The sequence below is a fragment of the uncultured Roseibium sp. genome (assembly GCF_947499295.1).
Lineage (GTDB): Bacteria > Pseudomonadota > Alphaproteobacteria > Rhizobiales > Stappiaceae > Roseibium.
Map to the genome: position 1 here is coordinate 612,528 of NZ_CANMNP010000001.1, position 22,819 is coordinate 635,346.

Consider the following 22,819-nt stretch of genomic DNA (forward strand, 5'->3'; position numbering starts at 1 on the left):
CGCTACTCTGCCGGTGCCGGCGCCGCTGCAGCGGTGCGTTTTCGTGAGGGTTTGGGCGCGCCGACACGAAGGCGCCTGTCGGCCATCGAGAAAACCGCCCCAATTGACATGATAACGCAGCCAATCCAGATCAATGTGATCATGGGCTTGAAATAGACCCTGACATCAACCGCGCCATCACCACGACTTTCGCCCAGCGACAAATAGACCTGGGAAAAGCCGGTCGTGTAAATTCCCGCTTCTGTCGTCGGCATTTGCCGCGCGGTGTAGACCCTTTTGGATGGATCAAGTTCACTGACAACGACCCCACCCTTGCGGATCGTGAAATGACCAACTTCTTCGGTGTAGTTCGGTCCCCGTCTGGGAGCGGCTCCGTCGAAGGTCACCTGGTAACCGGACAACTCAACCGAGTCGCCGGGACGCATGGTCTGAATGTGTTCCTCCTGGAAAGCGGATGCGGTCACAATACCGAGAACCGTCACCCCGACGCCGAAATGGGCAACAGCGGTTCCCCACGCCGAGCCTGGAAGTCCCCAAAGTCGAGAGATCCCGCGCTTCAATCCGATTTCAAAAAGCTTCACACGCGTCAGGATTTCAGAAACCGCACCGGCCATCACCCAGACACCCAGGCCCACACCGAGCGGTGCCAGGACCTTTTCCATGCCCCAGAGCCAGAATGTGAACAGGGTCATTGCCAGCGCAATGCCGAGTGCAACGTAAAGCCTCTGACAGGCCGCCAGAAGGTCTCCACGTTTCCAGGAAAGTATCGGTCCGAACGGAACCGCCATCAAAAGCGGTATCATCAACGGTCCGAATGTCAGGTTGAAGAACGGTGCTCCGACGGAAATCGTTTCACCCGTAATCGCATCGAGCACCAGGGGATAAAGCGTGCCAACAAAAACGGCTGCGCACGCGGCTGTCAGGAAGAGGTTGTTCAGGACAAGTCCGCCCTCCCGGCTGATAGGGGCAAACAGTCCGCCTTGCTTCAACATCGGTGCACGCCAGGCGTAAAGCGCCAGAGAGCCACCGATAAAGATACACAATAGGCCAAGGATGAAGACACCACGCGCCGGGTCGGTTGCAAAGGCGTGAACCGAGGTCAGAACGCCCGAACGGACAAGGAAGGTTCCAAGAAGCGAGAGCGAAAAGGTGAAGATCGCCAAAAGGATCGTCCAGACCTTCAGCGCTTCGCGCTTTTCCATGACGATAGCGGAATGCAACAGCGCTGTCCCGGCCAGCCAGGGCATGAAACTGGCATTTTCAACCGGATCCCAGAACCACCAGCCACCCCAGCCGAGTTCATAATAAGCCCAGTATGAGCCCATCGCGATGCCGAGTGTGAGAAAGCACCATGCAAGCAATGTCCACGGCCGCACCCAACGCGCCCACGCCGCGTCAGTCCGCCCCAGGATCAAGGCGGCAACCGCAAAAGAGAAGGTGATGGAAAAACCGACATAACCGACATAAAGAAGCGGTGGATGGATCGCCAGACCAATGTCCTGAAGGATCGGATTGAGATCCGCACCTTCCAGGGGCGGATTTACGACCCGCTGGAACGGGTTTGACGTGGCCAGAAGGAAGAGAATGAAACCTGCGGTCACCCAGCCTTGAACGGCCAGCGTCAGAGCCCTGAGATCGGCCGGCAGATTGCCACCGAAAAAGCCGACCAAGGCGCCGAAAAACACCAGGATGAGCACCCAGAGCAACATCGAGCCTTCGTGATTGCCCCAAACGCCTGTGAACTTATAGAGGAACGGCTTTGCCGAATGAGAATTCTGCACGACGTTCAGAACGGAAAAGTCAGAACTCAGATAGGCCATGGTCAGGACAATGAAGGATATCAAGACCAGGATGAAAAGCATCACGGAGACTGGAGAGGCAACCGCCATCAGCCGTTCATTTCCCGTAATACCGCCCCAGAATGGGATGATGGATTGCACCAGCGTAAGAGCGAACGCGAGTACCAGCGCATAGTGTCCGAATTCGATGATCATCGTCGGCCTTTAAGTCCCGTCCATTTCGACCGCCAAACTAGTTTGCAGTCGCCTCACCACCTTGCCAATGCCCCTGATCCTTCAGGGCTTCGGCAACCTCCTTGGGCATGTAGTTCTCGTCGTGTTTTGCCAGAACGCTGTCTGCGACGAAAATACCATTGGTCCCGATGATACCTTCCGTGACAACACCCTGCCCTTCACGGAAGAGATCCGGCAGAATACCTTTATAGGTAACTTGAACCACGTTCTCCATGTCGGTCACGCGGAATTCAACCTGAGCGTTGTCGGAGCGAACGATGGAACCTTCTTCAACAAGACCACCCAGTCTGATGCGTTGTCCGTCGGGGATCGTGTTTTGCGTGATGTCCGTTGGACTTTGGAAAAAGACGATTTGGTCGTTTAAGGCAAACAGGATCAGCCCAAGCGCAACAGCCAGAACGGCACCAGCCGATCCGATCAAGGTCAATCTCATCTGTTTTCTTGTCATGGCATTGCGTCCGAATTTCAATTGCGAAGTCGTTTGGGCCCCCAAATGTCCCTCACCCGGCTCCGTTCATGATCCAGTTAAGCCCAACTGATCTGCAGCGTCCTTGATCAGAGACAAATCATCCGGATTTTCAGCATAAGCCGCCAGAGCGTCATTCAAGGCTGTTTCCGCCTTCTGTTTTTCGCCAAGAACCATGTAAGCCCGCATCAGCTGGTTCCATTCATCCACGCTTCCGCCTTCCGCAGACAGCCGCTCAGCAAGACCGGAAACCATACCCTGGATCATGGTCTGTCGATCTTCGGCTGTCATGTCCGAAGTTACGGCAATATCTTCTTCAGTGGGTCCTGGCCGATTCGCCACCGGCGGCGCGGTTCCTTGAAGTTCGGCAAGTTGCGCGCGCGCAGCGCCAACCCAGGCCTGCGTTTCATCCTCGCCTTCAAGAAGCTGTTCCCAGGCGGCTACAGCTTCATCCGTCCGGCCTTCCTGCCCGAGTGCAAGCGCCAGGAAAAACCGTGGCTTCACCGCTTCGGGCTGCAGGCTGACGGCCTGATCAAATGCCTTGCGCGCATCTGCTGTCACCAGTCCCTGATTGGCAATTGTGAGCGCTTCGCCCATGTCCGTCAGCCAATCGGCGTTCGGACCGACAATGCGAAGCGCGTTTGCATAGGCTCTTGCCGAGCTTTCAGGTTGCCCGATGGTCATATAAACCGGAGCAATAACCGCCCAGCCTTGGCCGTCTTCGGGATTTTCCGCAAGGTGCCGCTCAACGCGCGCAACCAGCACATCAACTGATTGTCCCTGCGCAGGTCCCTCAAGACGCGCCGAAAGCGGCTGATCCGGCTGATCCGGAGATCCCAGGAAGATGTAAAGGCCGAAAGTCGCGGCAGGCAGAAAGACAATTGCCAGACCGATTGCAATTTTGTTCTGGAGAGACCTCTCGCTCTTTTCGACCGTTTGTGTCTGCCGTTCGCTGGCCGACAAGAGACGGCGCGCGATCTCCGTCCGGGCTGCCTCGGCAGCCTCCGGCTCGATCAGCCCTCTTTTCAGGTCGCGATCCACTGTTTCAAGCTGTTCGCGGTAAACAGCCTCATCCGCCTTTGAAGCGGCAGCGCCGGCTGGCTGCCGGTTTCTAGAAAGCGGGACGAGAACCGCAAGCGTTGCGGCCGCCGTCAATGCAGCAATAAGGATCCAGAACATCATGGGCGCACTATAGACTACCGGCAGCAGACAAATGCAAGGCAGCTGTCCTGTGACCGGCGGTCGCGGCTGACCAACCGGCAACAGGATACGCCGGGCCTAAATTCGGAGATGTTTTCAGCGCCTTCCAAGGGCGCTGGCGACGAGCTTTCGTTCCGGATTTTTGGGTGGAGCACCCTCTCTCGAAGCTCCCTTGCCAACCGCGGATTGTCGGCTGCGCCGCAACTGTGCGGCATAGTCAGCACCAAAATAAATTTCGGAGAGCATGATCGCAGCATCTGCCGCAGCCGTACTGGCCTCCAACTGCTGCCCCTTCGCCTTACCCAGGTCGGTGATCAGCGAACGTGTCATGATTTCCAGCGTCTGCTCGACTGCCTGGCGCGTCCGTTTTCCGATCTCGTTGACTGCAAAGGTCTCGGACGCATTGCGCACCATCCCCACGACCCGAAGCGCCCGGACCGCGTCGTCGATGGCGGACTGGTCCACCACGAGTTTGCCGCTCTGGTCATGTTTGGGTAGCCGCAAGGCGCGTCTTATAGCGCCGTGGGCCCCGTCAAGTTCGCGTGTGACTACACCCGATATGCTGCGTTTGGTTTCCGACAGCTGCTTGTGCCACTTGCCTGTAACAGTCAGATCGATGTCGCGTTCCACGCCACGAACCAGAGTGTGATACTCCGAAAGCGCTTGAGAAAACGCAACCGGATCCGGATTGTGATTGCGGTGTTCGAACGCAAGGATCTGCAAGCGTTCGGCCTCGCTCATGACCACATCGACAAATGGGGCGAATTGCGAGCTTGCGATGGCTTTGGGATCGTCGTCTCCCACGAGCCTTCCGGCAAAGGTGCACAATGCGGACGGTGTTTCGGATCGCTCAACAAGCGCCGCGGCCAGCACAGGCACGTGATCGGGGAAACGCGCAGAGCATTTGTCGACCAGACGCAGGACATCCATGTCCTTTTTCAAGCGATGTTCGTTGATCCGGTCGGGGATGCTTTGCAACAGCGGCGAAAGCCACTTCTCGGCAGCAAAGACCTTCAGGATATCCCTGACTTCCGCGATACCCCGTTCACCGCCAAGTTCAATGCCAATTCGCCGATGCGCCTTCTCGGAGATTTCGGCGCGGTGCAAAGCGTCACCGATCAGCTCGACGGACCGGCTTCGCAGGGCGTGGACAAGAGCGTCAACCCTTTCACCGCTGACTGTCGCATTACCGGCCTGTTCCAGAACGATCCTGACATCAGTCGCCAGAACATCCCGGCAAAGCCATGCCCAGACCTTGTCCAGGATACCTCGGTAAATGCGGCCTTCCTGCCTGTTCGGCAGAACCTCGTTGATCAGGAAGTCATCCAGCGGCGAAAAGAACATTCGCTGGATCTGGCCGCGTCGTTGCTCCCCGCCCTGTATATCGGGCGTCACCTTTTGAGGTTTGCGAAGTAGTTTTACGGCTGCAGCAAGAATAAATTGGATGTTGGGATCTGCGTTTTTTTCGGTCTTGGCGCGTTCCAAATTACGGACCAAAGCCTCAACCGCCTGAGGACTGAGGCTGCCCAAATATGACTTCAATTTGGTTTCAAGCTTGTCCGAATATACCATTCACAGGGTCAACATCGCGATCTCAATTCGAGCGATGGTACCCGCAGAGACTTAAGCAATTGTTGAGATTGCAAGTAGCTGATTGATAGATATCGGGAATTGCGTTTCGAGATAAAGACCGCAAAGAGGCTTCAACCGATGACTTGCCACTTGCCGCGATCGGTTTCACAAGCTGTTCCGCGTGCCTGCAGGATCTGCCCTCGCAATACCATTTCATGAGTGAACTCACGGCAGCCAGTCTCATTCACGTAATAAACAGGACCGGGACGCACCTGGCCACTGCGGCCGGTACGGTCGTTTTGCCAGGCCACCGATACACCGACACCTTTGGCCCGCAACGCCCGGTTCTGCGCATCTTCTGCCGCGCGGCGATCCGAAGGCTCCAGCGCATCTCCGAACTCGTTGTTCACGAGCACCGAAATTGCAGCATTGGCTTCAGTCCCCGCAACATTTGCGTTCGGATCTCCGAAGAACGATCCCAATCCGCTGGTATCCTTCGTGCCGGATGTCATGGAACAGCCGGCAAGAGCGGTGAACAGAGCAAGACAGATGGCACTGCGAAAACGCATGCGTTGAAGCTCCCAGAGCACCGGAAGGCGGCATTTGTGCCGACCGCGGTGCTGTTGCTCGATTTCCAGTTACCAGAGCATTTTTCTGGTTGTCACCTGAAGGCGACATGCTCCAGTGGGTTTGAGAACCGGCGTGAACCGGTGGGTGAATCATTGATATTTTCAATTTGTGGCCGAACTTGGCCACAAACCGGAATATAAGCACATGATTTGCGATTCAACTTATCACAGTCACTTCATCAAATTGGCATGGAACACTTAAAAATTCGCCTATTCCCTGGTGAGTGACGGCAGGATCAGCTTTGCCTTCAAACCGCCCAAATCCGACCCGTCCAACGTGAACTTGCCACCATAAAGCGCGGCAAGATCCGCAACGATCGACAGGCCCAGTCCGGTCCCGGGGACAGTTTCATCCAGCCGACGACCGCGCTTGACGGCTTCTGCGCGCTCTTCGGGCGTCAGTCCAGGACCATCATCCTCGACCGTAATCGAAAACATGTCCCTGTTGGTGGTCGGATCCTGAAGCGTTTCAACTTTGACGGCGACCTTTGAAACAGCCCATTTGCAAGCATTGTCGATCAGATTGCCGCTCATTTCTTCGAGATCCTGGCTCTCGCCGCGGAACCGTATCTCGGACGCTTGATCGAACGTCACCGCAATGCCTTTTTCGCGATAGATTTTGCCCATGGCTCGGATCAGACGGGACAGAACCGGTTCGGTCTCGCACGAAACGCCGATCACTCGCCGCTGTGCCGCCATGCGCGCGCGCTCCAGGTGATGCTGTACCTGCGTCGACATGATAGCGGTCTGTTCCGAAACCTTGTCGGCAAGCGGACCGCCGGACGCTCTTGCTTCATTGGAGATCACCGACAACGGGGTTTTAAGCCCGTGTGCAAGGTTGCCGACGTGGGTACGGGCGCGTTCAACAATCTCCCTGTTGGAGACAATCAGAGCATTGAGCTCCACCGCAAGCGGGGCGATCTCGCGCGGCAGAGCTTCCTCAATTCGGTCCGCCTCTCCCTGCCGCACTGCACTTAGAGACGCACGCAAACGGGACAGCGGCCGCAAACCGACGCGAACCTGAAGGAAAATAGCCAGGATCAAGCCTAGTCCGACGACGCAGAGCGTGATTGCGACCATGCGGCTGAATTCGGAAACATCGGCCCAGAAACCCGCCGTCGCGGCACCAACAGCAATGATGTAGGGCACGTCTTCTATGGAAATTCTCTGCTGCATCACCCTGATTTCGTCGCCGGTCGGCCCGGTGATGAAGCCAACCGCACTTTCCGCGTCTCCAATTTCGGGGACGTTCAACGGGTCACCGACAAGCGATTCAGAGGCATAAAGAATGGCTGGACTGTCGGCTCGCCTGACGGTCCAATACCAACCTGATAGTGGCAGCGAAAATCTTGGATCTCCGCGATAGGTCGGTGCGGTCACGCGTGCTGCAGCTTCAGGCGCGTCGGCATCGGTCTCCAGCATTTCGGATATCAGCGCCTTGATATGAATTTCCAGCTGCGTGTCGAACGCACGTTCGCTTGCCCGCTGATAGAGGCTGACGAGAAACACACCTGCAAGGGCGAGAGCAATAGCGGACCATACAGCTGCGACAAGAACGAGCCTGGCTGCTAGCGACCGCTGCGGCGGCGCTTTCACGTTCGGTGCCACCTCAGCCGATTCAGCTGTCACTGGCATCTCCGAGACGATACCCAAGTCCTCTTATGGTTTCGATCAGGTCCGATCCGATTTTCTTGCGAAGCCGGCCGACAAAGACTTCGACCGTATTTGAGTCGCGGTCAAAGTCCTGATCATAAAGATGTTCCGTCAACTCCGTACGCGAGATGACCTTGCCCTGATGATGCAGCAGGTAGGACAGGAGCCTGTACTCATGAGAGGTCAGTTTGATGGGATTTCCGTCAACCGTAACCCTTCCAGCCCGCAGGTCGAGCCGTACCGGGCCACACGTCAGTTCGTTGGAAGCATGACCGGCGGCGCGCCGTACCAGGGCTCTGACGCGGGCAAGGACTTCCTCCATGTGAAAGGGTTTTGCGACATAGTCATCAGCGCCTGCGTCGATGCCAGCCACTTTGTCGGACCAGCGGTCACGTGCGGTCAGAATCAGAACTGGCATCGTGCGTCCGTCGCGGCGCCAGTTTTCCAGAACAGAAAGACCATCGAGCGTCGGCAGGCCGAGATCGAGGACAACTGCATCATAGGGCTCCGTGTCGCCCAGAAAGTGTCCGTCTTCGCCGTCCGTGGCACTGTCGACCACATAACCTGCCTCTTCGAGAGCGGTAACCAGTTGACGGTTCAGATCCGTATCATCTTCAACAACGAGAATGCGCATGCGTTTTGACTTCGGGCTTTCAAAAATGGAACACTCCGGCAATTCTCAGACCAAGCCGCCGGACAACAGTGAATATCCTCTAGCGACTGGCGTTGACTGTGACCGTCGTCACCTTACCGCCCTTCAGAACCGACAACTTGTAAACATAGCCGCCACCCTGTTGGCACAGCTGTGCCTTGACGATTTCCCCGCCGGCACGGCCGGCGACCGCACCAAGTGGTGCTGCTTTGCCGCTCGCCACCGCATCGCGGGCCTGCGCCTGAGACAGGCAGGCCGCGCTTGCCGGGGTCACGGCGGCAAAAAACACGATTAAAAGGGCAACGAGCTGTTTCACGTTTTCGGTTCCGGTTCTGCCTACGATTTGATCATCAACGTGTAATCAAATTCACATGAACGCAAGCTGAACCATCCCTTTAGAAAACGGAAAACACCTCCTTCTCAGAAATCCTTAGCCGAGAAGCATGTCTTCAGTCTGCAGATCGTCATAGCGCCCCTTGAAGTGCTCAAAGACCTGCAGTGTCCGCCGGGCGATACCGGTCCAGCCAAAAACACGCCGGGCAAATCTTGCGCCTTCGACGGCGAGCGTTTCCCGGATCCAGGGATACTGCATCGGCATGTTGACCATGGTCGCAAACTCTTCAGGCCTTTTGGGATCTGCGATTAGCGCATGTTTTCCGAACTCGATTTGTTCAAAAAGGCCGCCGTGAACAGTGACAACTGTCGGGGTTCCGCATGCCATGGCCTCAACCGCGGTCATTCCGAATGGTTCGTAGCGCGACGGCAGGGCAAATATTCCCGGGGCACGATAAAGATCTGCAAGGTCTTCGTCTTCGACATATCCGCGCCAACTAATCCGTTCGCCAACCCCCATGTCGGCAGCCGTTTGTTTCCATTGGTTCAGGAGAGCGATGTCGCTTTGAGAATTCGCGCCTGCGGCCAGAACAAGTCTTGCTTCCGGTTGAAGTTCCAGGATTTTGGGCAAGGCTTCGATGATGAGGTCGTAGCCTTTGTTTTCTGCAGCTCTGCCGACCACATAGATGTCGGTGTCCTTCATGTCGTGTCTTGCCCTGGCATCCTCAACCTTGCCTGGCGTTGCCGGCATGAACCTGCCCTCGTCAATCCCAGGCGGGATCATGGTGATGTGTTCTTTGGGCAGCTGATAATGTTCAACGATGAGATCGGTTTGCTGCTCTGTCGTTGAGATCACATGATCGCAGTTTCTGTAGAGAACAAATTCCCTCTGGATGCGCTCCTCGAACCGATAGCCTGCCATCTCCTCCTCACCGGCCCCGGTCATGTCGTGTTCTTTCCACCAACCGAGCGAGTGCGGTGTGTGGATGTGTGGAATTTGCAGTTCTTCAGCGATTTTCTGTCCAGATACGCCTGCATCCCAGTAGTGACTGTTGATCACGTCATAATGCAGGTTCTTTGCGCGTATCATGGCCAAAGCGTTCGTGACAAAGTCGCCATACCAGTCGTGCATGTCTTCCTTGCGCACGAACTCCTTGCCCGCAAATGGCACTCTGACAACCCGCAGATTTTCATTGAGAATGTCTTCAGCTGGCTGGTCTTCGAACTGGCGCGTCATGACATCCACCCGATAGCCGAGGCGTGCGAAGCGCTTGGCCAGTTCCAGAACGAAAACAACCTGACCACCGGTGTCGGGTTTGCCCAACTCAGGCGAACCGGCGACATAGCCATGTAATGAAATCATCAGCAGTGAACCGATGTTTTGCTTAGTCATGAGAGTTGGCCTTCTTTCGTGTTTGAGACTTCATCCCTCCCAGGCATTCTATTTTTGTTTGCGAAGGCTTTTTCAGCATTCTTCTTTGGTCAGCAGTCCAAATTCTATCAATCCCTCCATCACGCCAGCTGCATGAGGAGCTATAGCGTGAAAGGTTTTTTCCGTCGGCATGGCGGCAATCAGTTCGCTGCGCGCGTTGCCCACGGCAATTGCCTTGCCTGCGGCATTAAAGAGCGCAAGGTCATTCCCGGAGTCTCCGGCAGCAATCGTATGAGACGTTGCGACCTCAAGAATACCTGCCAAATGCATCATGGCAGTGTCCTTACCGGCACCAGGCGCCAAAATGTCCAGATCGCTTGTTCCCGAGTGGACCGAACGGAACGGTATTTCCTGATCCGTCAGAGCATTCAACACACCTTGGACCGCATCTATGCCAGCAACTTCAAAACTTGCCTTCCCACATGTCTGGTAGGCACTTGAATGAGCAGCGTATCCCATATCTGTGACGAGTTTGCGGACACGCCGGTCCGGCCACTCCTTGAACTGCTTCTGCCAGCTGTCGAGCCAGGCACCCCTTAAGCGGATTTCCGTACCAAGTCCGGTAATGATCGCTTCAGGTTCAAAATCTTCGGGGAAATACGTCGAAATAGTTTCATCAACGCTTTGCCACGGTCTGCTGGAGTTAAGGGCCAACTTCAAGGTTTTCCGGCGTTTTTTCAAAGCCTGCCAGAGCTTTCTCAGGTCCTCCCTGTTCCCGGTCAGCGTATCGTCGACGTCGCAGACCAGGAGCCACGGCTCCGACTCATCGGGAGCCTCACTCATCGCGTGTCCGCCTCGTCTTCTGGCGCAAGATAAGTGGTCGTATAAACCCGTTCCGCGGTGTCTTCACTGACCGGTCTTCGCAAGGTTTCAATTACGAGATCTTTCACGCATACCGCTGCGCTCTCCACGTAAAAGCCAATGCCGCCTTCATGGAAGCTGTCGTCGACCAGACTTAAGACGACGTATCCGTCGATCGAAAATTCGATGTACATGCCATGCGCAACAACTTCGATCTGCCATGGTCCTTGGTCGCTGCCGCGGAAATGCGCCTCCTGAAGCGGCTCATATCGGAATGCGTGTTCAAATTCCGGTGTCGGATTTGCGCCCCAGGCGCGCATTTGCGCAATACCATTCACCAGATCGAGGGAAAGATAGTATCCGTCTCCCTCTTCGTTCATCCGCAACACGAGGCCCGTTTTTCCAGACCCTTCAAGCATCAGCTGCGTCCTCAGCCTGAAATCCTGGTGCTGACCTGGAAACAGGTATGCCTCGTAGCCGCTTTTGCAGGCCAGATGGAGCCCATCAGGTCGATCTATGGCCGTGGCATAGTTGTTGTCATAAAGTATCTTGCACTGATAGGAGGCTGTAACGACCTCTTGGCCCGTCACCAGATTGTCAAAACTCCTGTAGGACCTGACTTTCAAACGTCCTGCCTTATCGGTGTCCAGTTCCTTTGGAGGCGGTAGAAGTTTTTTGACCACTTCGCGACCGTAAAAATTCTCGGTCTTTGAAAAGAAATTGAATAGGAGCAATCGATCTTCGGTTTGACAGATGCGGCCGGCGTAATTTCCGGAGGGAAGCAGAACGTTGTCAAAGAAGTTCTCGTATGGCCCGTCCCAGGATTGCGCATACCAATAGTGGATCTTTGTATCTTCTCGGATCGAGCCCATCAGATAATAACGGTCGTGAAGCTTGAAGAGGTTGGGAACCTCAACATCATCATAGAGGCCAGGACGATGCAGCGGGGCCTCAAACGAAAACCTGTCAGGTGCTGTTTCCCGCGTAAGACCGACGCAACCGCGCCGGATGACTGGCCCGTCCTTGACGCGTGCTGCGCTCAATAGCAACCGGTCTCCGGTTTGCCGATCATGATAGAAAAACGGATCCCGAAAGCTGACCCAGTGCCGTCCCTCGTCAATCGAGCTTTCGTAGTGTGGCGCTGGAATCTCGAGTGGATAAACACCCTGATTGCAGCGTTCCCAGTGGTAAAGGTCACTCGAGCGCGCCAACCCAACCCTCTGAACACGGCCAAATTCAGAACGGGCCAGGCCCGTATAGAACATGCGCCACTCTCCCGCTTTGTCGGGGTTCGGCGTGACGTGCATTGTCCAGAGCATGTCGTCGTCCCACTCTCCCGGTTCTCCGACAAAAAGCGCGTTCTTTACGCGGCGCCAAGTCATGCCGTCGGAGCTGACCGCGTGGGCAATGAAATCGTGATTTGGAAGAACGAGATGAAACAGATGGAATAACCCATCGTGATAAACAACATCGACGTCGCCGATGTCCGACCTCAAAAATCCATGGGATGCATACATGTCCTAAGCCTGCCCCAGGTGCTTGGACGGCTTCAAGTCCTTCAGCAATATTTTTTTTGCAGCGCAACAATTTCGAGGCGCTCCGCACAGGACCTGGCAGCTATCAACTCGCGCTCTCAGAAATTGTTTTCAAATGTCGCCTTTGTCCGTTCACTGGCGAACGACTTCAGGTGCAAACCGCCCGCAAACGCATTGCGGGCGGCGTGAGAGCATCCGTTCGTCTTTATTGCATCGCAAATCGCGCAGACATGCAGCCCCTTAATAGAGCCGCCTGGAGCTTTGGACCTTAAGTGCGTCTGCAAACTCTTCGACGCTCATGCGCTCGCTCACAGCTCGTAGCATGAGCTGTTTCTGTGTCTCTGGCGCAAGGCCGCCGGTGGGGGGATCGCTGTCAAGATTGGTGGGGAACGAATACCCTTCCGCGCAGGCGGAAATTGCAGCCTCAAGTTCTGCCTGCCCCAAGTCTCCCGCTTTCACTCTTTCTAGCAAAACGGGATAGAGGACAGTACACATCGACTGCCGGTCAATGTTCTCCATGGCTCTACCAAATGCAGACGAAATCTGCAGCAGATTGGCCATGCGTTGGATATCGCTGCTGATATTTGCACCTGCGGCATGAAACAGGGCTGGATTGAAGAACAATGCATCACCCTTTTTCAAGGGCAGCTGAGCATAGGCTTCTTCAAAAAACTGCTTGAACGTCTCCAGCCGGTAGGCCGCATATCCCGGGCGATAGAGTTGTGAAAACGGCAACAACTTTGTCGGACCACTCTCGACCGGCATATCCGTATGAGCGATGCCGCCCTGCAATGTCATCACTGGTGACAGGTCATGCACATGTGCCGGATAACGTGCGCATGTTTCAGCAGTCTGGAAACCCAGGTGATAGTCCCTGTGTGCCTGCTGCGCAGCGCCTCCCGGCCGCACCACGTTGACTTGCGCCGTCATCTGATAGTTGGGGCCAAGCCAGGCTTCACAAACCGCGTCGATTGCCGTGTTGGCAAAATAAGTGGCGAACACCTCCGGCGAAGCCATGCACAGCTTTTGCAAACTGTTCCATATCCTGTCATTTGCCCCGCTTGCGGCAAAATGATCTGCCCCTCCGCCCGTGGAAATCTTCTCCGTCTCGATGACCCGATCAAAAATGTCGGTGGCATGATCTATGGCCGTGACATCAGCATAGGCTCCATCAAGGATGAGCACTCCAGCCCCGTGCATCAGCACCCTGGCCCATTCGGCCATTAGGCGCCGGCGTGATTCTGTCTCGTTCAACACGTCTTGCAAATCGGCAACCCGATAAATCGGAATGTTTGATGTCACCTTTGCAGCATGCGGCACAGCAGCCGGGTCCAGTTGCTGCCCTACCAGTTCTTTAAACTCTTCGATGTCGCAATCAGCTGCATCGAAATAGCCGCTCAGGGCCGCTCTCTGATCCATGTTTTCCTCCCAGGCATCGGTCAATCTGCCAGAACCCGAAGATTATCAGAAATCGCTCTTGCGTCGCTGTGATAATCCATCAAAAATCCATCAATGACACATCGATTTCCCATCAAGGAGATCGCACTGCAAGCCGGTCTGAGCACGGCGACAGTAGATCGCGTTCTCAATAGACGGCCCAATGTCAGTCCCCAGACCCATCGTCGCGTTCATGACGCAATGGAAGAACTTGGCCGGCAAGAAGGCCAACTGGCGGCGAAGGGCCGGCGTCTATTCATCGATGTGGTTATGGAGGCCCCTGCCCGCTTCAGCCGGGAAGTCCAGCTGGCCAGTGAAGACGTCCAGAAGCAACTTGCTCCAGCGGCGCTTAGAACGCGCTTTTCAATTGCTGAAACGATGACCTCAGCCACGTGTGCGGCAACGCTTGACCGGATCCGCAAACGTGGAAGTCACGGTGTGTGCCTGAAAGCCAGAGACACTGCTGAATTGCGCAGTGCCATATCTCGCCTGACGGACAAGCGGATTCCGGTCGTCACAATATTTACCGACATCACCGGTTCGCAAAAACTGGCATATGCGGGTTTGAGCAATGAGAACGCGGGGAGGACCGCGGCCTATCTCATGCTCAAACAGCTTGGCCCCGCGGACCGCGTTGTTCTGACAATCCTCAGTCAACTTGCCTTTCAGGGCGAAGAAGAACGGTATAACGGCTTCCGATCAGAGTTGAGCCGCTCGCGGCCTGATATTGAGGTTCTTGAAGCCAGTGGTGGCGGCGGCCTGAACACGGCGACAGAGCGCGCAGTTGCCGAGAAAATCCAGTCCGCCCCCAAAATTGCCGGCGTCTATTCCATGGGCGGTGGCAATCAAGCTGTATTGAAGGCTCTGGAACGCGCCGGAAAGACCCCATCGGTCTTCGTCGCGCATGATCTTGATGAAGACAATCTCGAGCTGCTTCGCGGTGAGAAGCTGACTTTCGTCCTTCACCACGACCTGCGCTCCGACATGAGAACGGCCTTTCGGCACATTATGGCATTTCATGGTATCGGGCCCGAGCCAGCCGCATCCCTCAGCGACATTCAAATCGTCACACCGGTCAATATTCCAATGGCTTTCAAGTGAGTTGAAGCTTTTTGTGCGCTCGAAAAACATGAAGAAATGTGTATGGCGGGAGATCGCAACTTGTCTGAGGTTCAACCGGACTGGAAGCGATTTGATGCGCAGTTACCGTCCCGGGTCCTTGCTCTCCATGGAGCGATAGAAGTCCTTCAAGGTCTTGCCGGGCTCCGCTTTGAACTTGTCGCCGGTCTCCCGCAATTCGGAAATACGATCGAGACGGAACATGCGGAAGTCATGGCGAAGTTCGCACCAGGCTACAAGTGTCCATACCTTGCCCCAGAACCAAAGGCCGAGAGGACGGACCACCCGGTCAGAGGCATCGCCTTTTCCATCGCGATAGGCGATCGAAAGGCGCTTGCGTGTGTCCGCAGCATTTTCAAGAAAATCGATATGTGACCTGACCTGTGGGGTCATCTCTGGCGCAAATGCGTGGATTTGCACCTCATTCTGCCTCACCCGCAGTTTGTCTGGCATGACGGCATCGATCTTGATCATGGCCTCTTCGGCAGCCCGGGCCATGGCTGCTCCACCCCAGGCGCGGATCAAACGTGCACCGGCAAGCAAGGCAACGATTTCATCTCGTGTGAACATGAGAGGCGGCAACTCGTAGCCATCTCGCATGATGTAGCCGACACCTGCAGCGCCCTCGATGGGCACACCGGAGGCCTGCAAGTCGGCAACATCGCGATAGATGGTGCGTTCCGATACTTCCAGCCATTCGGACAACTGTCGTGCCCGGACGAGCCGCCCGCCACGCAGATATTGAACGATCTGAAAAAGGCGGTCGGCACGTCTCATGCTGCAAGACCCTTAAGCAGCGAAAAGCCCGATGGAATTGCCATCCGGGTCGATACAATACGCAAATCGGCCTGCCGGAATTGCAATCGGGTCGGAGACGACTTCACCACCTGCTTTCGCAAAACGTTCCATGGTTTCCTCAAGCGTGTCAGGGCATGCAATATGTACAGTGGGCCCAGAGCCGTCGCCTGCCGGTTTGCCGGGATAAAGATGTCCTGCAATGCCATCCTGCTTGTTGGTCGTGAACATCGCGATATGGTTCGGTCCCATATCTGTAACAAGTTTGAGTTCGGTTTTGAAAACGTCATTGTAAAAACTGATTGCCTTGTCCAGATCCGTAACCGGAATCTCCATCCAAACAGTGAAATTGTCAGGAACAAATGTCATTGAAAGTCTCCTTGGCTGCAGTGACGTCAGGCACTCTAGCAAAGGGCTCCTGACAGCCTTCTGTCAGGAGAAACCGACAGGAACATCATTGGCAAGATTTTGTGTTCAGGCCCGAAAACGGGCCTCGTTCTAATGTGTCCCGTGCTGTTTGTGACGGTTCAACCACAATATGACATTGCGTGCTTGCGAACTGAAATATAACTTTAACGCGAATGCCAATCTTCCATCACCGTGTGCTTGCAGAGTGCCCTGGCTGATCTTCAGCTCATTCCCTGCGGAGGCTCTCATGAGAAAACTTACCCAGGTCCTGCTTTTGGCGGGCACCAGCGTCATGGCATCCAGTGCGATTGCCAAGGACGCCGGATATACTGGCGAAATTGATGTCGTGCATGGCGACAGTTCTGCTGACATGGCAACCGGAAGAGTATTTTTGGATACCAACCGCAATTCCAGACTGGACGCTGGAGAGACCGGACTGGCCGGCGTTCTAGTCTCAAACGGGCGCGAGGTCGTCGCAACCGGTGAAGACGGTTCCTACTCTTTGCCCGCCTATGACGACATGAACCTTTTCATCACGAAACCGGCGGGCTACATGACGCCAGTCAGTGACGACATGGTTCCGCAGTTCAGCTATGTGCACAAGGTCGCCGGTTCGGCCGATCTGCGGTTTGGCGGTATCGAGCCAACGGGGCCTTTGCCTCAATCGGTCAATTTTCCGCTTGTGGAAAATCCGGTCGGCGATGAATTTCAGTGTCTCGTTTTCGGCGATACACAGCCGTATTCCAACCAGGAAGTTTCCTATGTCCGCCAGACGGTGGGCAAGCTTTTGGCTAACCGTGACAACAGTGCCACCCAGTGCCTGCTGTTTCAGGGTGACGTCATGGGTGACGACCTTTCGCTTTATCCGCGCTTCAAAAAGATTGTCGCCACGGGCGGCGTGCCGCAATACTACGTTGCCGGCAACCATGACCTTGACTTTGATGCCAAATCCGATGCCGACAGCTTTGACACCTTTCGCCGCGAATTCGGACCCGAATACTATTCCTTCGACATAGGTCAGGTGCACTTCGTCGTTCTCGACGACGTGCGCTACCCCTGCAACGGTTTTGACGCCCACGAATTCTGTGACCTGTCGGCCAAGCCTTCCTACAACGGCGTCATCTCCGAACGTCAGCTGGAATGGCTGAAAAACGATCTTGCCAATGTGCCGGAAGACAAGCTGATCGTTCTAAGCGCTCACATACCATTCGTGACCTATACGGATGCAACCGCCCAGAAGCACCAGGTCGACAATCTCGACAAGCTCTACGAGCTGATAGGTGACAGACCCGCGCTCGGGCTCTCGGGCCATACACACACAACAGAACAGATCCTGCCGGGCGAATTTTACAAAGGCTGGGAAGAAGCTACAGGGACCGGGCCGGCCAAATTTCATCAGATCGTCACCGGTGCGGTCTCCGGCTCCTGGTGGGCAGGTGACCTGAACAACAGCGGAATTCCCCACGCGACACAGCGTCTTGGCTCCCCGCGCGGCTACTACGTGCTGGATTTCGCAGGCTCTGACTATGTCGATACCTATATGACCTTCGAAGGCGAGGAAGACGATCAGCTTCACGTCTCTTTCAACACACCCCGCTTTCGTGATTGGGCAGAAAAGCTTGTCAGCTTCACGAACCAAAACGACATCCCCAGCGACATCACGCCTCCGGTTACCGTCAATGACCTGGGAGACATGGACATGTTGACGAAGGAGGACCTCTCCGGAACGACGTATGTCGCTATCAACGTCTGGAACGGTTCAAAGGAAAGCCAGGTATCCTTCTCCATCAATGGTGGCGACCCGATTGAGGCAGAGCGCACGCAAAAAGGTGAAGGAGAGGAAGCATTCGAAGGTCCGACCTATTCCGACCCTCTGGCGATGGCCAAGCAATCCACCAATGGACGTCAGGCCGTACGCAGCACAGACGGGGGCGAAGCAACCGCCGGCTACCGCACCTGGCAGGGCCTGCAATGGGCAGGTATTGCCGGCCCGTTCCAGGACTGGATGCTCACCACAAAATCAAACCATCTCTGGCGAGCCGAGTTGCCCACGGATTTACCGGCTGGCGTTCACACGCTGAACGTTCGCACAACAGACCGTTACGAGCGCACGTTCAATCAAACCAAAACCTTCGAGGTCGTGGACGAATTGCCGCAAATGACCTGGCAAGAGAAATTCTGGAATGAATAGCCGGTAAAAACCGGTAAGCTGCAACATAGACTGCCCGGGTGCCGTTGAAGCGCTCGGGCCCATTCGACGGACCGCCCCGATGCCTCAGAGCCACAAGTGCACCAGCGCGCTTAACTTTGTTTTCTTCAGCCTGTTTTTTGTCCTGGCGATACTGCTGACGCAGCCCGCGAGCGCGCATTTTTCCGAAGGAACAAAGGTCCGCACAATTCTGGTTGCTGAGCAGAACGGCATTCTGGTTGTTTATGTCAGGGCGCCAGCGCCACTTGTTTTTTCCGATCTGGTTGGAAAAGCACAGGTTGATCAAACGCCCTTGGAATCGCCTTTCCTGCACTTTGAGGCAACCGGAACCGGCAACCGCTACCGACTGAACATGAGTGCAATTGCCCAAGACAGGAGTTCGTTCGAAACACGATTAACCGAAGCTCTGGTCTTTTCGCAAGCAGGCCTGGATCTTTCCGCAAAGATTGCGGGCTTCACCGTGCACATGAAACAACCGCAATCAGGGTTCAATTCGCTGTCCGCGGCCAAAGCAGCGATTGCAGAACCTACACCGCGCCTCGACCCGCTCTTCGGACAGGCCATGGTCGATTACGTGGTGCATTTGAACAGTCAGGACCCCATGGGGATCCTCAGTGTACACGCAGGGTATGACCCGCTTGTTCCGGGGCCAGGCGTTACACTCGACAATCATCTCATCGACGCGCGCATAAGCCCGCCTGTCTCACTGACCGCACCTGGACAGCTTGAGACGCCGGTAGTGATTGACGGATCGCCTCTTTCAACTTTCGGTCATTTCGTTTTTCAAGGTGCCTTGCACATTCTGGAAGGTCTTGATCATGTGCTTCTGGTGATTGCCATGGCCCTTGGTGTCGGTGCCACACGTAAACTAATCTATTTGGTGACTGCCTTCACCCTCGGGCATTCGGTCACGCTGATTGCAACGTTTCTTGGCGCGACACCGTCCTGGCCCTGGTTCATTCCAGCCGTGGAAGCTGCGATTGCTGCCTCGGTTCTTTATGCGGCCATTGCGGCGATGATCCAAAGATCCGGCTCGCTTTTAGTCTTTGCCGGTATCGGACTGCTGCACGGATTAGGATTTTCCTTTGTGCTCGGAGATATTCTCGGTCGTGATGCACCGGACCTCGTTCCGGCTCTCCTTGCTTTCAATATAGGTATAGAACTTGGTCAACTCGCGATCCTGGCCGCCACGTTGGGCATTGTCTTTTTGATGAAGCATCTCGCTGAGCCAGCACTCAGGCCCGTCAGATTGGGAGCCCTGAGCGGGATCGCGATACTGTCAACTTGGTGGATCGCGGAACGGATCAACGGGCTGGTGTATTCGGTCTGAACTTATTTGAGTTCCGGATCGGACGGAGAGCCGCAACACCGTTCTCTCGAAGGTATTGCGGATTTTCTTTTCAGCACATGGCAGTCATTTGCCAGCATAGCAGGGTGTGCGGCGCGCAATCCAGGCGTCCAGTCCTTCAACGATATCCCGTGTTGCACACATCCTGGCAAACTGTTCCTGTTCGACAATCAACCCTTCACCGATGGTCATGTTCAATCCCCGCGTAACGGCAGTAATGATACGCGCGGCCGCCAAGGGCGAATGCCTCAGAATCCGCTCCGCCAACTCAAATGCTGCCGGTAATAGATCATTGTGCGGCACGACCTTGTTGACGAGACCCAGCTCATAAGCACGTTCAGGCCCAAAAGTGTCGCCGGTCAACAGAAGTTCCAATGCACGCTTGCGCCCAGCCAAGCGAGGCAGACGCTGAGTGCCACCAAATGTCGGAGGAATTCCGATGTTGATCTCAGGCTTGGCAAAAACAGCTCTTTCAGAGGACACCGCGAGATGGACCGCCTCCGTTATTTCGCAGCCACCTCCAAAAGCGATGCCGTTTACTGCTGCTATCACCGGTTTGGGGTATGTCTCAAATCTTGCTGTCATGCGTTGTCCACGACGGCAAAATTCCCTTACAGCCTCGTCTGTCCCGCTTTTGATGCTATTCGTGAATTCATGGATGTCGCCGCCAGCGGAGAAGGCCCTGTCGCCTGCTCCGGTTAAAACGATGGCGCGGGCCGCTTCATCTTGCTCTATCTGATCGAGAAGCGAGAGGAGCCGGTCGTTCGTTTCGTAATTGAGTGCGTTGAGTTTTTCAGGGCGATTTAACGTCAGCAGAGCGATTTTGCCGCGCATTTCGAGTGTCACTGTAGTGTCCAAAGCGTTTCTCCTGTTCGGTTGACAGGCACGCTAGCGAGAGACAGAATATCAGTACACTCACTAGTTAGTATACTTTTGGTAACTAACTGAAAAAGAATACAAAATGAGAAAAGAAACACGAAACAAGATTGTTGATGCGGCAACGAGGCTCTTCTACCGGGAAGGCATTCGAGCGGTGAGCGTCGATGCGGTTGCCGCGAAGGCCGGTGTTACGAAAAAGACGCTCTATTATCACTTTGAAAGCAAAGATGATCTTGTTGCAGAGTATCTTTCGTCTCGCGATCAACCCAACTTGAGACTCTATGAAACCTGGTTTGGGGCTGCGCAAGGCAACGTCGCCGACAAGGTTGAAGCTATCTTCCAAGAATTGACGCAGGCTGCAAGGCATCCGAAATGGCAGGGTTGCGGTTTTCTGCGCACCACCGCAGAACTCGCCAATCAGCCAGGCCATCCAGCTCTGCGCATTGGTGCTGCGCACAAAAAGAAATTCGAAGACTGGCTGACAAACTCACTGGCGTCTCATGGATGTACCCAGCCCGGAGCGGTTTCACGTCAGGTCGTTCTGCTGATGGATGGTGCATTTTCCACCATGCTTGTCCATCGGGACCCTAGCTATATTCAAGAAGCTGGGCGTGCCGCCAAGACCCTGGTGAAAGGTGCGCTCAGGCCACTCAAGGCCTGAGCAGACGAAGTATCCCTTGTGTTGACAGCCTTCGGCGTTGAACCGAATTCGTCACCCTAACATGCCAAACGTCTGGGCTCCGCACCTCTCTTGTCGGGTGTTGATCAGGTCTTGCAAACAGCCCCATGAAGCCGGTGCAAGGCTCACACGCATGGAGCCGAATCCACAGAAGCTTGAACTTCTCAGGGATCGCATACCGTTGTTACCGCTGCGGCAAGCAAACTCATCTGCTCAAATGCCCCCAACATTGATCTTGCTCAAGGTAACCGCTCCGGCTTGGCGGCACTTTGAGTGTCTTAAAAGGAGGCAAGAATGAGCCACGTCCCACACGAGCTGCACGAAGAATTTCCAGAAGCGGCTGAAAAACTGCATCAACTGAAAATTGGCGACAGTCATTTTGCGCGCCTCGCAGACGAGTACCACAACATCAATCGAGAAGTTCATCGCATCGAGACCGACGTGGCACCCGCCTCGGACGAGGTATTGGAAGATCTGAAAAAGAAACGGCTTTTTTTGAAAGACCAGATTGCCGCCAAGCTGGCGGCGACCGAAAACACCGTGTCCTGAGCCCCTCCTTTTCAGGCCGGTGTTAGCGCCCGCGCCGTCCCCGTCCGACGGCGCGGGCCACCTAAACGATCTTTGATAAATCTGGAAAGATCACGATACCGCGGTTCAAAAAAGGCGGCACCGGCTGCACTGCCTACGAGGGCTTTTGGAGAAATGCCGCAAGGCCGGTTTCCGAAAGCTTGCATAAAGAAGGCGCCGAAACTTCCAGGAAGTCCGGCGCCAGTCTGGGGAGGAACGACCCTCATCGTTCTTGGGACATGTGGGTCCACATCGTTAAAATTGCAAGGCAAAAATATGTGAGCATGACGTGAATCCGATCCGTTACCTGCGTCAGAATTGCACTACTGTCTTGTTGCTTGATCAGCTTTTCCAACACTACGCGAACGAGAGCTGAAACACTGTTCCTCCATTTCCAGTTGATTTCACCCTATTAAGTTTCTCGCCTAGTTATCTGAAAAATATAACTCTTTTCTTCCTGAGAAATTGATTGAAGAAATTCACAAGCTGATTCAACACGACATGCTGGTGTTCTCACGAAGCCGCCTGTCAAAGAAGTTGGGCATTTGTATGCCTTATCCGCCTTGACGGCTCATCGACGCTGCGGTCTTCTTTCGGAAAATCGTTCTCTTGGAATTTGTCATGCGTTTGACCCGCCTGTCCGTCTTTCTCCTCTTCCTTTTCCCAGCAGCTGCAGAAGCAGCTGACTTCTGTATCGATGTTCATTCCAAAAAAGGTTGGCAAAGACTCAGTTTGCCCGACGGAAAAATAAGTCGTGTCAGCTTCAAAGGCGGCTGGAGTGTCATCAACGGCATCTACGCGCCAGTCGGGCCACGCGGATATTCGGGCAAGGATGCGAAGAGCCTTGGCCCATTATATGGCTATAAATTTGACCAGTCCTATTCCTTTGGCGAGATGCTTGTCAGAGACCAAGCTGGCAGGATCATTCCCTTTGCCGAGTTTGCGGCCTTGGCGGTCAATGCACCGGACCCATCAGGCACCTATAGCTTCAGGATCAACGACAAGGACGTTGCCCTTTGGGACAATGCAGGGGCAATCCGTGTATGTATCTCAATGCGTTGAAGCCAGAACT

21 protein-coding genes are annotated in these 22,819 nt (G+C 55.0%); 6 read left to right on the forward strand and 15 right to left on the reverse strand.

Annotated features, from left to right (window positions below; translation table 11 throughout):
- Nucleotides 1–2: 2 nt before the first annotated feature.
- The 12 genes from Q0835_RS02870 to Q0835_RS02925 form a co-directional block, all read right to left on the reverse strand.
- Nucleotides 3–1,994 carry a heme lyase CcmF/NrfE family subunit gene (locus tag Q0835_RS02870; protein WP_298958263.1) on the reverse strand — a complete coding sequence of 664 codons (1,992 nt, stop codon included), beginning with the start codon at nt 1,992–1,994 and terminating at the stop codon, nt 3–5.
- A 37-nt stretch (nt 1,995–2,031) separates the two neighbouring features.
- Nucleotides 2,032–2,481: a cytochrome c maturation protein CcmE gene (ccmE, locus tag Q0835_RS02875; RefSeq protein ID WP_298815957.1), complete on the reverse strand. Its 450-nt coding sequence runs from the start codon at nt 2,479–2,481 to the stop codon at nt 2,032–2,034.
- A 66-nt stretch (nt 2,482–2,547) separates the two neighbouring features.
- A complete protein-coding gene (ccmI, locus tag Q0835_RS02880) occupies nt 2,548–3,681 on the reverse strand; it encodes a c-type cytochrome biogenesis protein CcmI (protein WP_298958265.1) in 1,134 nt (377 codons plus the stop codon).
- 114 nt (nt 3,682–3,795) lie between these two features.
- On the reverse strand, nt 3,796–5,196 hold the full coding sequence (locus tag Q0835_RS02885) for a hypothetical protein (protein WP_298958267.1): 1,401 nt from the start codon (nt 5,194–5,196) through the stop codon (nt 3,796–3,798).
- Between the two features lie 206 nt (nt 5,197–5,402).
- Entirely contained in the window at nt 5,403–5,840 is a 438-nt protein-coding gene (locus Q0835_RS02890) for an RT0821/Lpp0805 family surface protein (RefSeq protein ID WP_298815951.1), read from the reverse strand.
- Nucleotides 5,841–6,110: 270 nt separating this feature from the next.
- Nucleotides 6,111–7,529: an ATP-binding protein gene (locus Q0835_RS02895; RefSeq protein ID WP_298958268.1), complete on the reverse strand. Its 1,419-nt coding sequence runs from the start codon at nt 7,527–7,529 to the stop codon at nt 6,111–6,113.
- A complete protein-coding gene (locus Q0835_RS02900; RefSeq protein WP_152502628.1) occupies nt 7,519–8,187 on the reverse strand; it encodes a response regulator transcription factor in 669 nt (222 codons plus the stop codon). Before Q0835_RS02900 ends, Q0835_RS02895 begins: the two co-directional genes overlap by 11 nt.
- Nucleotides 8,188–8,266: 79 nt before the next feature.
- Nucleotides 8,267–8,521, reverse strand: coding sequence for a hypothetical protein (locus tag Q0835_RS02905; protein WP_173006090.1), 255 nt, complete (start codon nt 8,519–8,521; stop codon nt 8,267–8,269).
- 114 nt (nt 8,522–8,635) lie between these two features.
- Nucleotides 8,636–9,931: a glycosyltransferase gene (locus Q0835_RS02910; protein ID WP_298815945.1), complete on the reverse strand. Its 1,296-nt coding sequence runs from the start codon at nt 9,929–9,931 to the stop codon at nt 8,636–8,638.
- A gap of 72 nt (nt 9,932–10,003) precedes the next feature.
- The gene (locus Q0835_RS02915; RefSeq protein ID WP_298815943.1) at nt 10,004–10,753 is read right to left on the reverse strand and encodes an HAD family hydrolase; all 750 of its coding nucleotides are present in this window, start codon (nt 10,751–10,753) and stop codon (nt 10,004–10,006) included.
- A complete protein-coding gene (locus tag Q0835_RS02920) occupies nt 10,750–12,288 on the reverse strand; it encodes a glycosyl hydrolase (protein ID WP_298958270.1) in 1,539 nt (512 codons plus the stop codon). The genes Q0835_RS02915 and Q0835_RS02920 overlap by 4 nt, the downstream gene beginning before the upstream one ends.
- Nucleotides 12,289–12,546: 258 nt before the next feature.
- Complete coding sequence (locus Q0835_RS02925) at nt 12,547–13,725, reverse strand: phytanoyl-CoA dioxygenase family protein (protein WP_298958271.1); 1,179 nt, start codon at nt 13,723–13,725, stop codon at nt 12,547–12,549.
- Nucleotides 13,726–13,818: 93 nt separating this feature from the next.
- Between Q0835_RS02925 and Q0835_RS02930 the strand changes: the two genes are divergently transcribed.
- Complete coding sequence (locus Q0835_RS02930; protein WP_298958272.1) at nt 13,819–14,844, forward strand: LacI family DNA-binding transcriptional regulator; 1,026 nt, start codon at nt 13,819–13,821, stop codon at nt 14,842–14,844.
- A gap of 102 nt (nt 14,845–14,946) precedes the next feature.
- Here Q0835_RS02930 and Q0835_RS02935 read toward each other — a convergent pair whose 3' ends face one another.
- On the reverse strand, nt 14,947–15,639 hold the full coding sequence (locus Q0835_RS02935) for a YafY family protein (protein ID WP_298815936.1): 693 nt from the start codon (nt 15,637–15,639) through the stop codon (nt 14,947–14,949).
- Nucleotides 15,640–15,651: 12 nt separating this feature from the next.
- Nucleotides 15,652–16,026 carry a VOC family protein gene (locus Q0835_RS02940; RefSeq protein ID WP_152502635.1) on the reverse strand — a complete coding sequence of 125 codons (375 nt, stop codon included), beginning with the start codon at nt 16,024–16,026 and terminating at the stop codon, nt 15,652–15,654.
- Nucleotides 16,027–16,312: 286 nt separating this feature from the next.
- Here Q0835_RS02940 and Q0835_RS02945 point away from each other — a divergent pair, with 286 nt between their 5' ends.
- Together Q0835_RS02945 and Q0835_RS02950 are read left to right on the forward strand one after the other, a co-directional pair.
- Complete coding sequence (locus Q0835_RS02945) at nt 16,313–18,256, forward strand: calcineurin-like phosphoesterase family protein (protein WP_298958275.1); 1,944 nt, start codon at nt 16,313–16,315, stop codon at nt 18,254–18,256.
- Between the two features lie 79 nt (nt 18,257–18,335).
- A complete protein-coding gene (locus tag Q0835_RS02950) occupies nt 18,336–19,604 on the forward strand; it encodes a HupE/UreJ family protein (RefSeq protein ID WP_298958277.1) in 1,269 nt (422 codons plus the stop codon).
- An 84-nt stretch (nt 19,605–19,688) separates the two neighbouring features.
- Here Q0835_RS02950 and Q0835_RS02955 read toward each other — a convergent pair whose 3' ends face one another.
- Nucleotides 19,689–20,480 (reverse strand): crotonase/enoyl-CoA hydratase family protein, encoded by a 792-nt coding sequence (locus Q0835_RS02955; protein ID WP_298958279.1) that lies wholly within the window; start codon nt 20,478–20,480, stop codon nt 19,689–19,691.
- 103 nt (nt 20,481–20,583) lie between these two features.
- On the opposite strand from Q0835_RS02955, the gene Q0835_RS02960 reads away from it, so the two are divergent.
- The 3 genes from Q0835_RS02960 (at nt 20,584) to Q0835_RS02970 (ending at nt 22,809) form a co-directional block, all read left to right on the forward strand.
- Nucleotides 20,584–21,162, forward strand: coding sequence for a TetR/AcrR family transcriptional regulator (locus Q0835_RS02960; protein ID WP_298815925.1), 579 nt, complete (start codon nt 20,584–20,586; stop codon nt 21,160–21,162).
- A gap of 312 nt (nt 21,163–21,474) precedes the next feature.
- The gene (locus tag Q0835_RS02965; protein WP_298815923.1) at nt 21,475–21,729 is read left to right on the forward strand and encodes a DUF465 domain-containing protein; all 255 of its coding nucleotides are present in this window, start codon (nt 21,475–21,477) and stop codon (nt 21,727–21,729) included.
- A gap of 639 nt (nt 21,730–22,368) precedes the next feature.
- Nucleotides 22,369–22,809 (forward strand): hypothetical protein, encoded by a 441-nt coding sequence (locus Q0835_RS02970; RefSeq protein ID WP_298958280.1) that lies wholly within the window; start codon nt 22,369–22,371, stop codon nt 22,807–22,809.
- Nucleotides 22,810–22,819 lie beyond the last annotated feature (10 nt).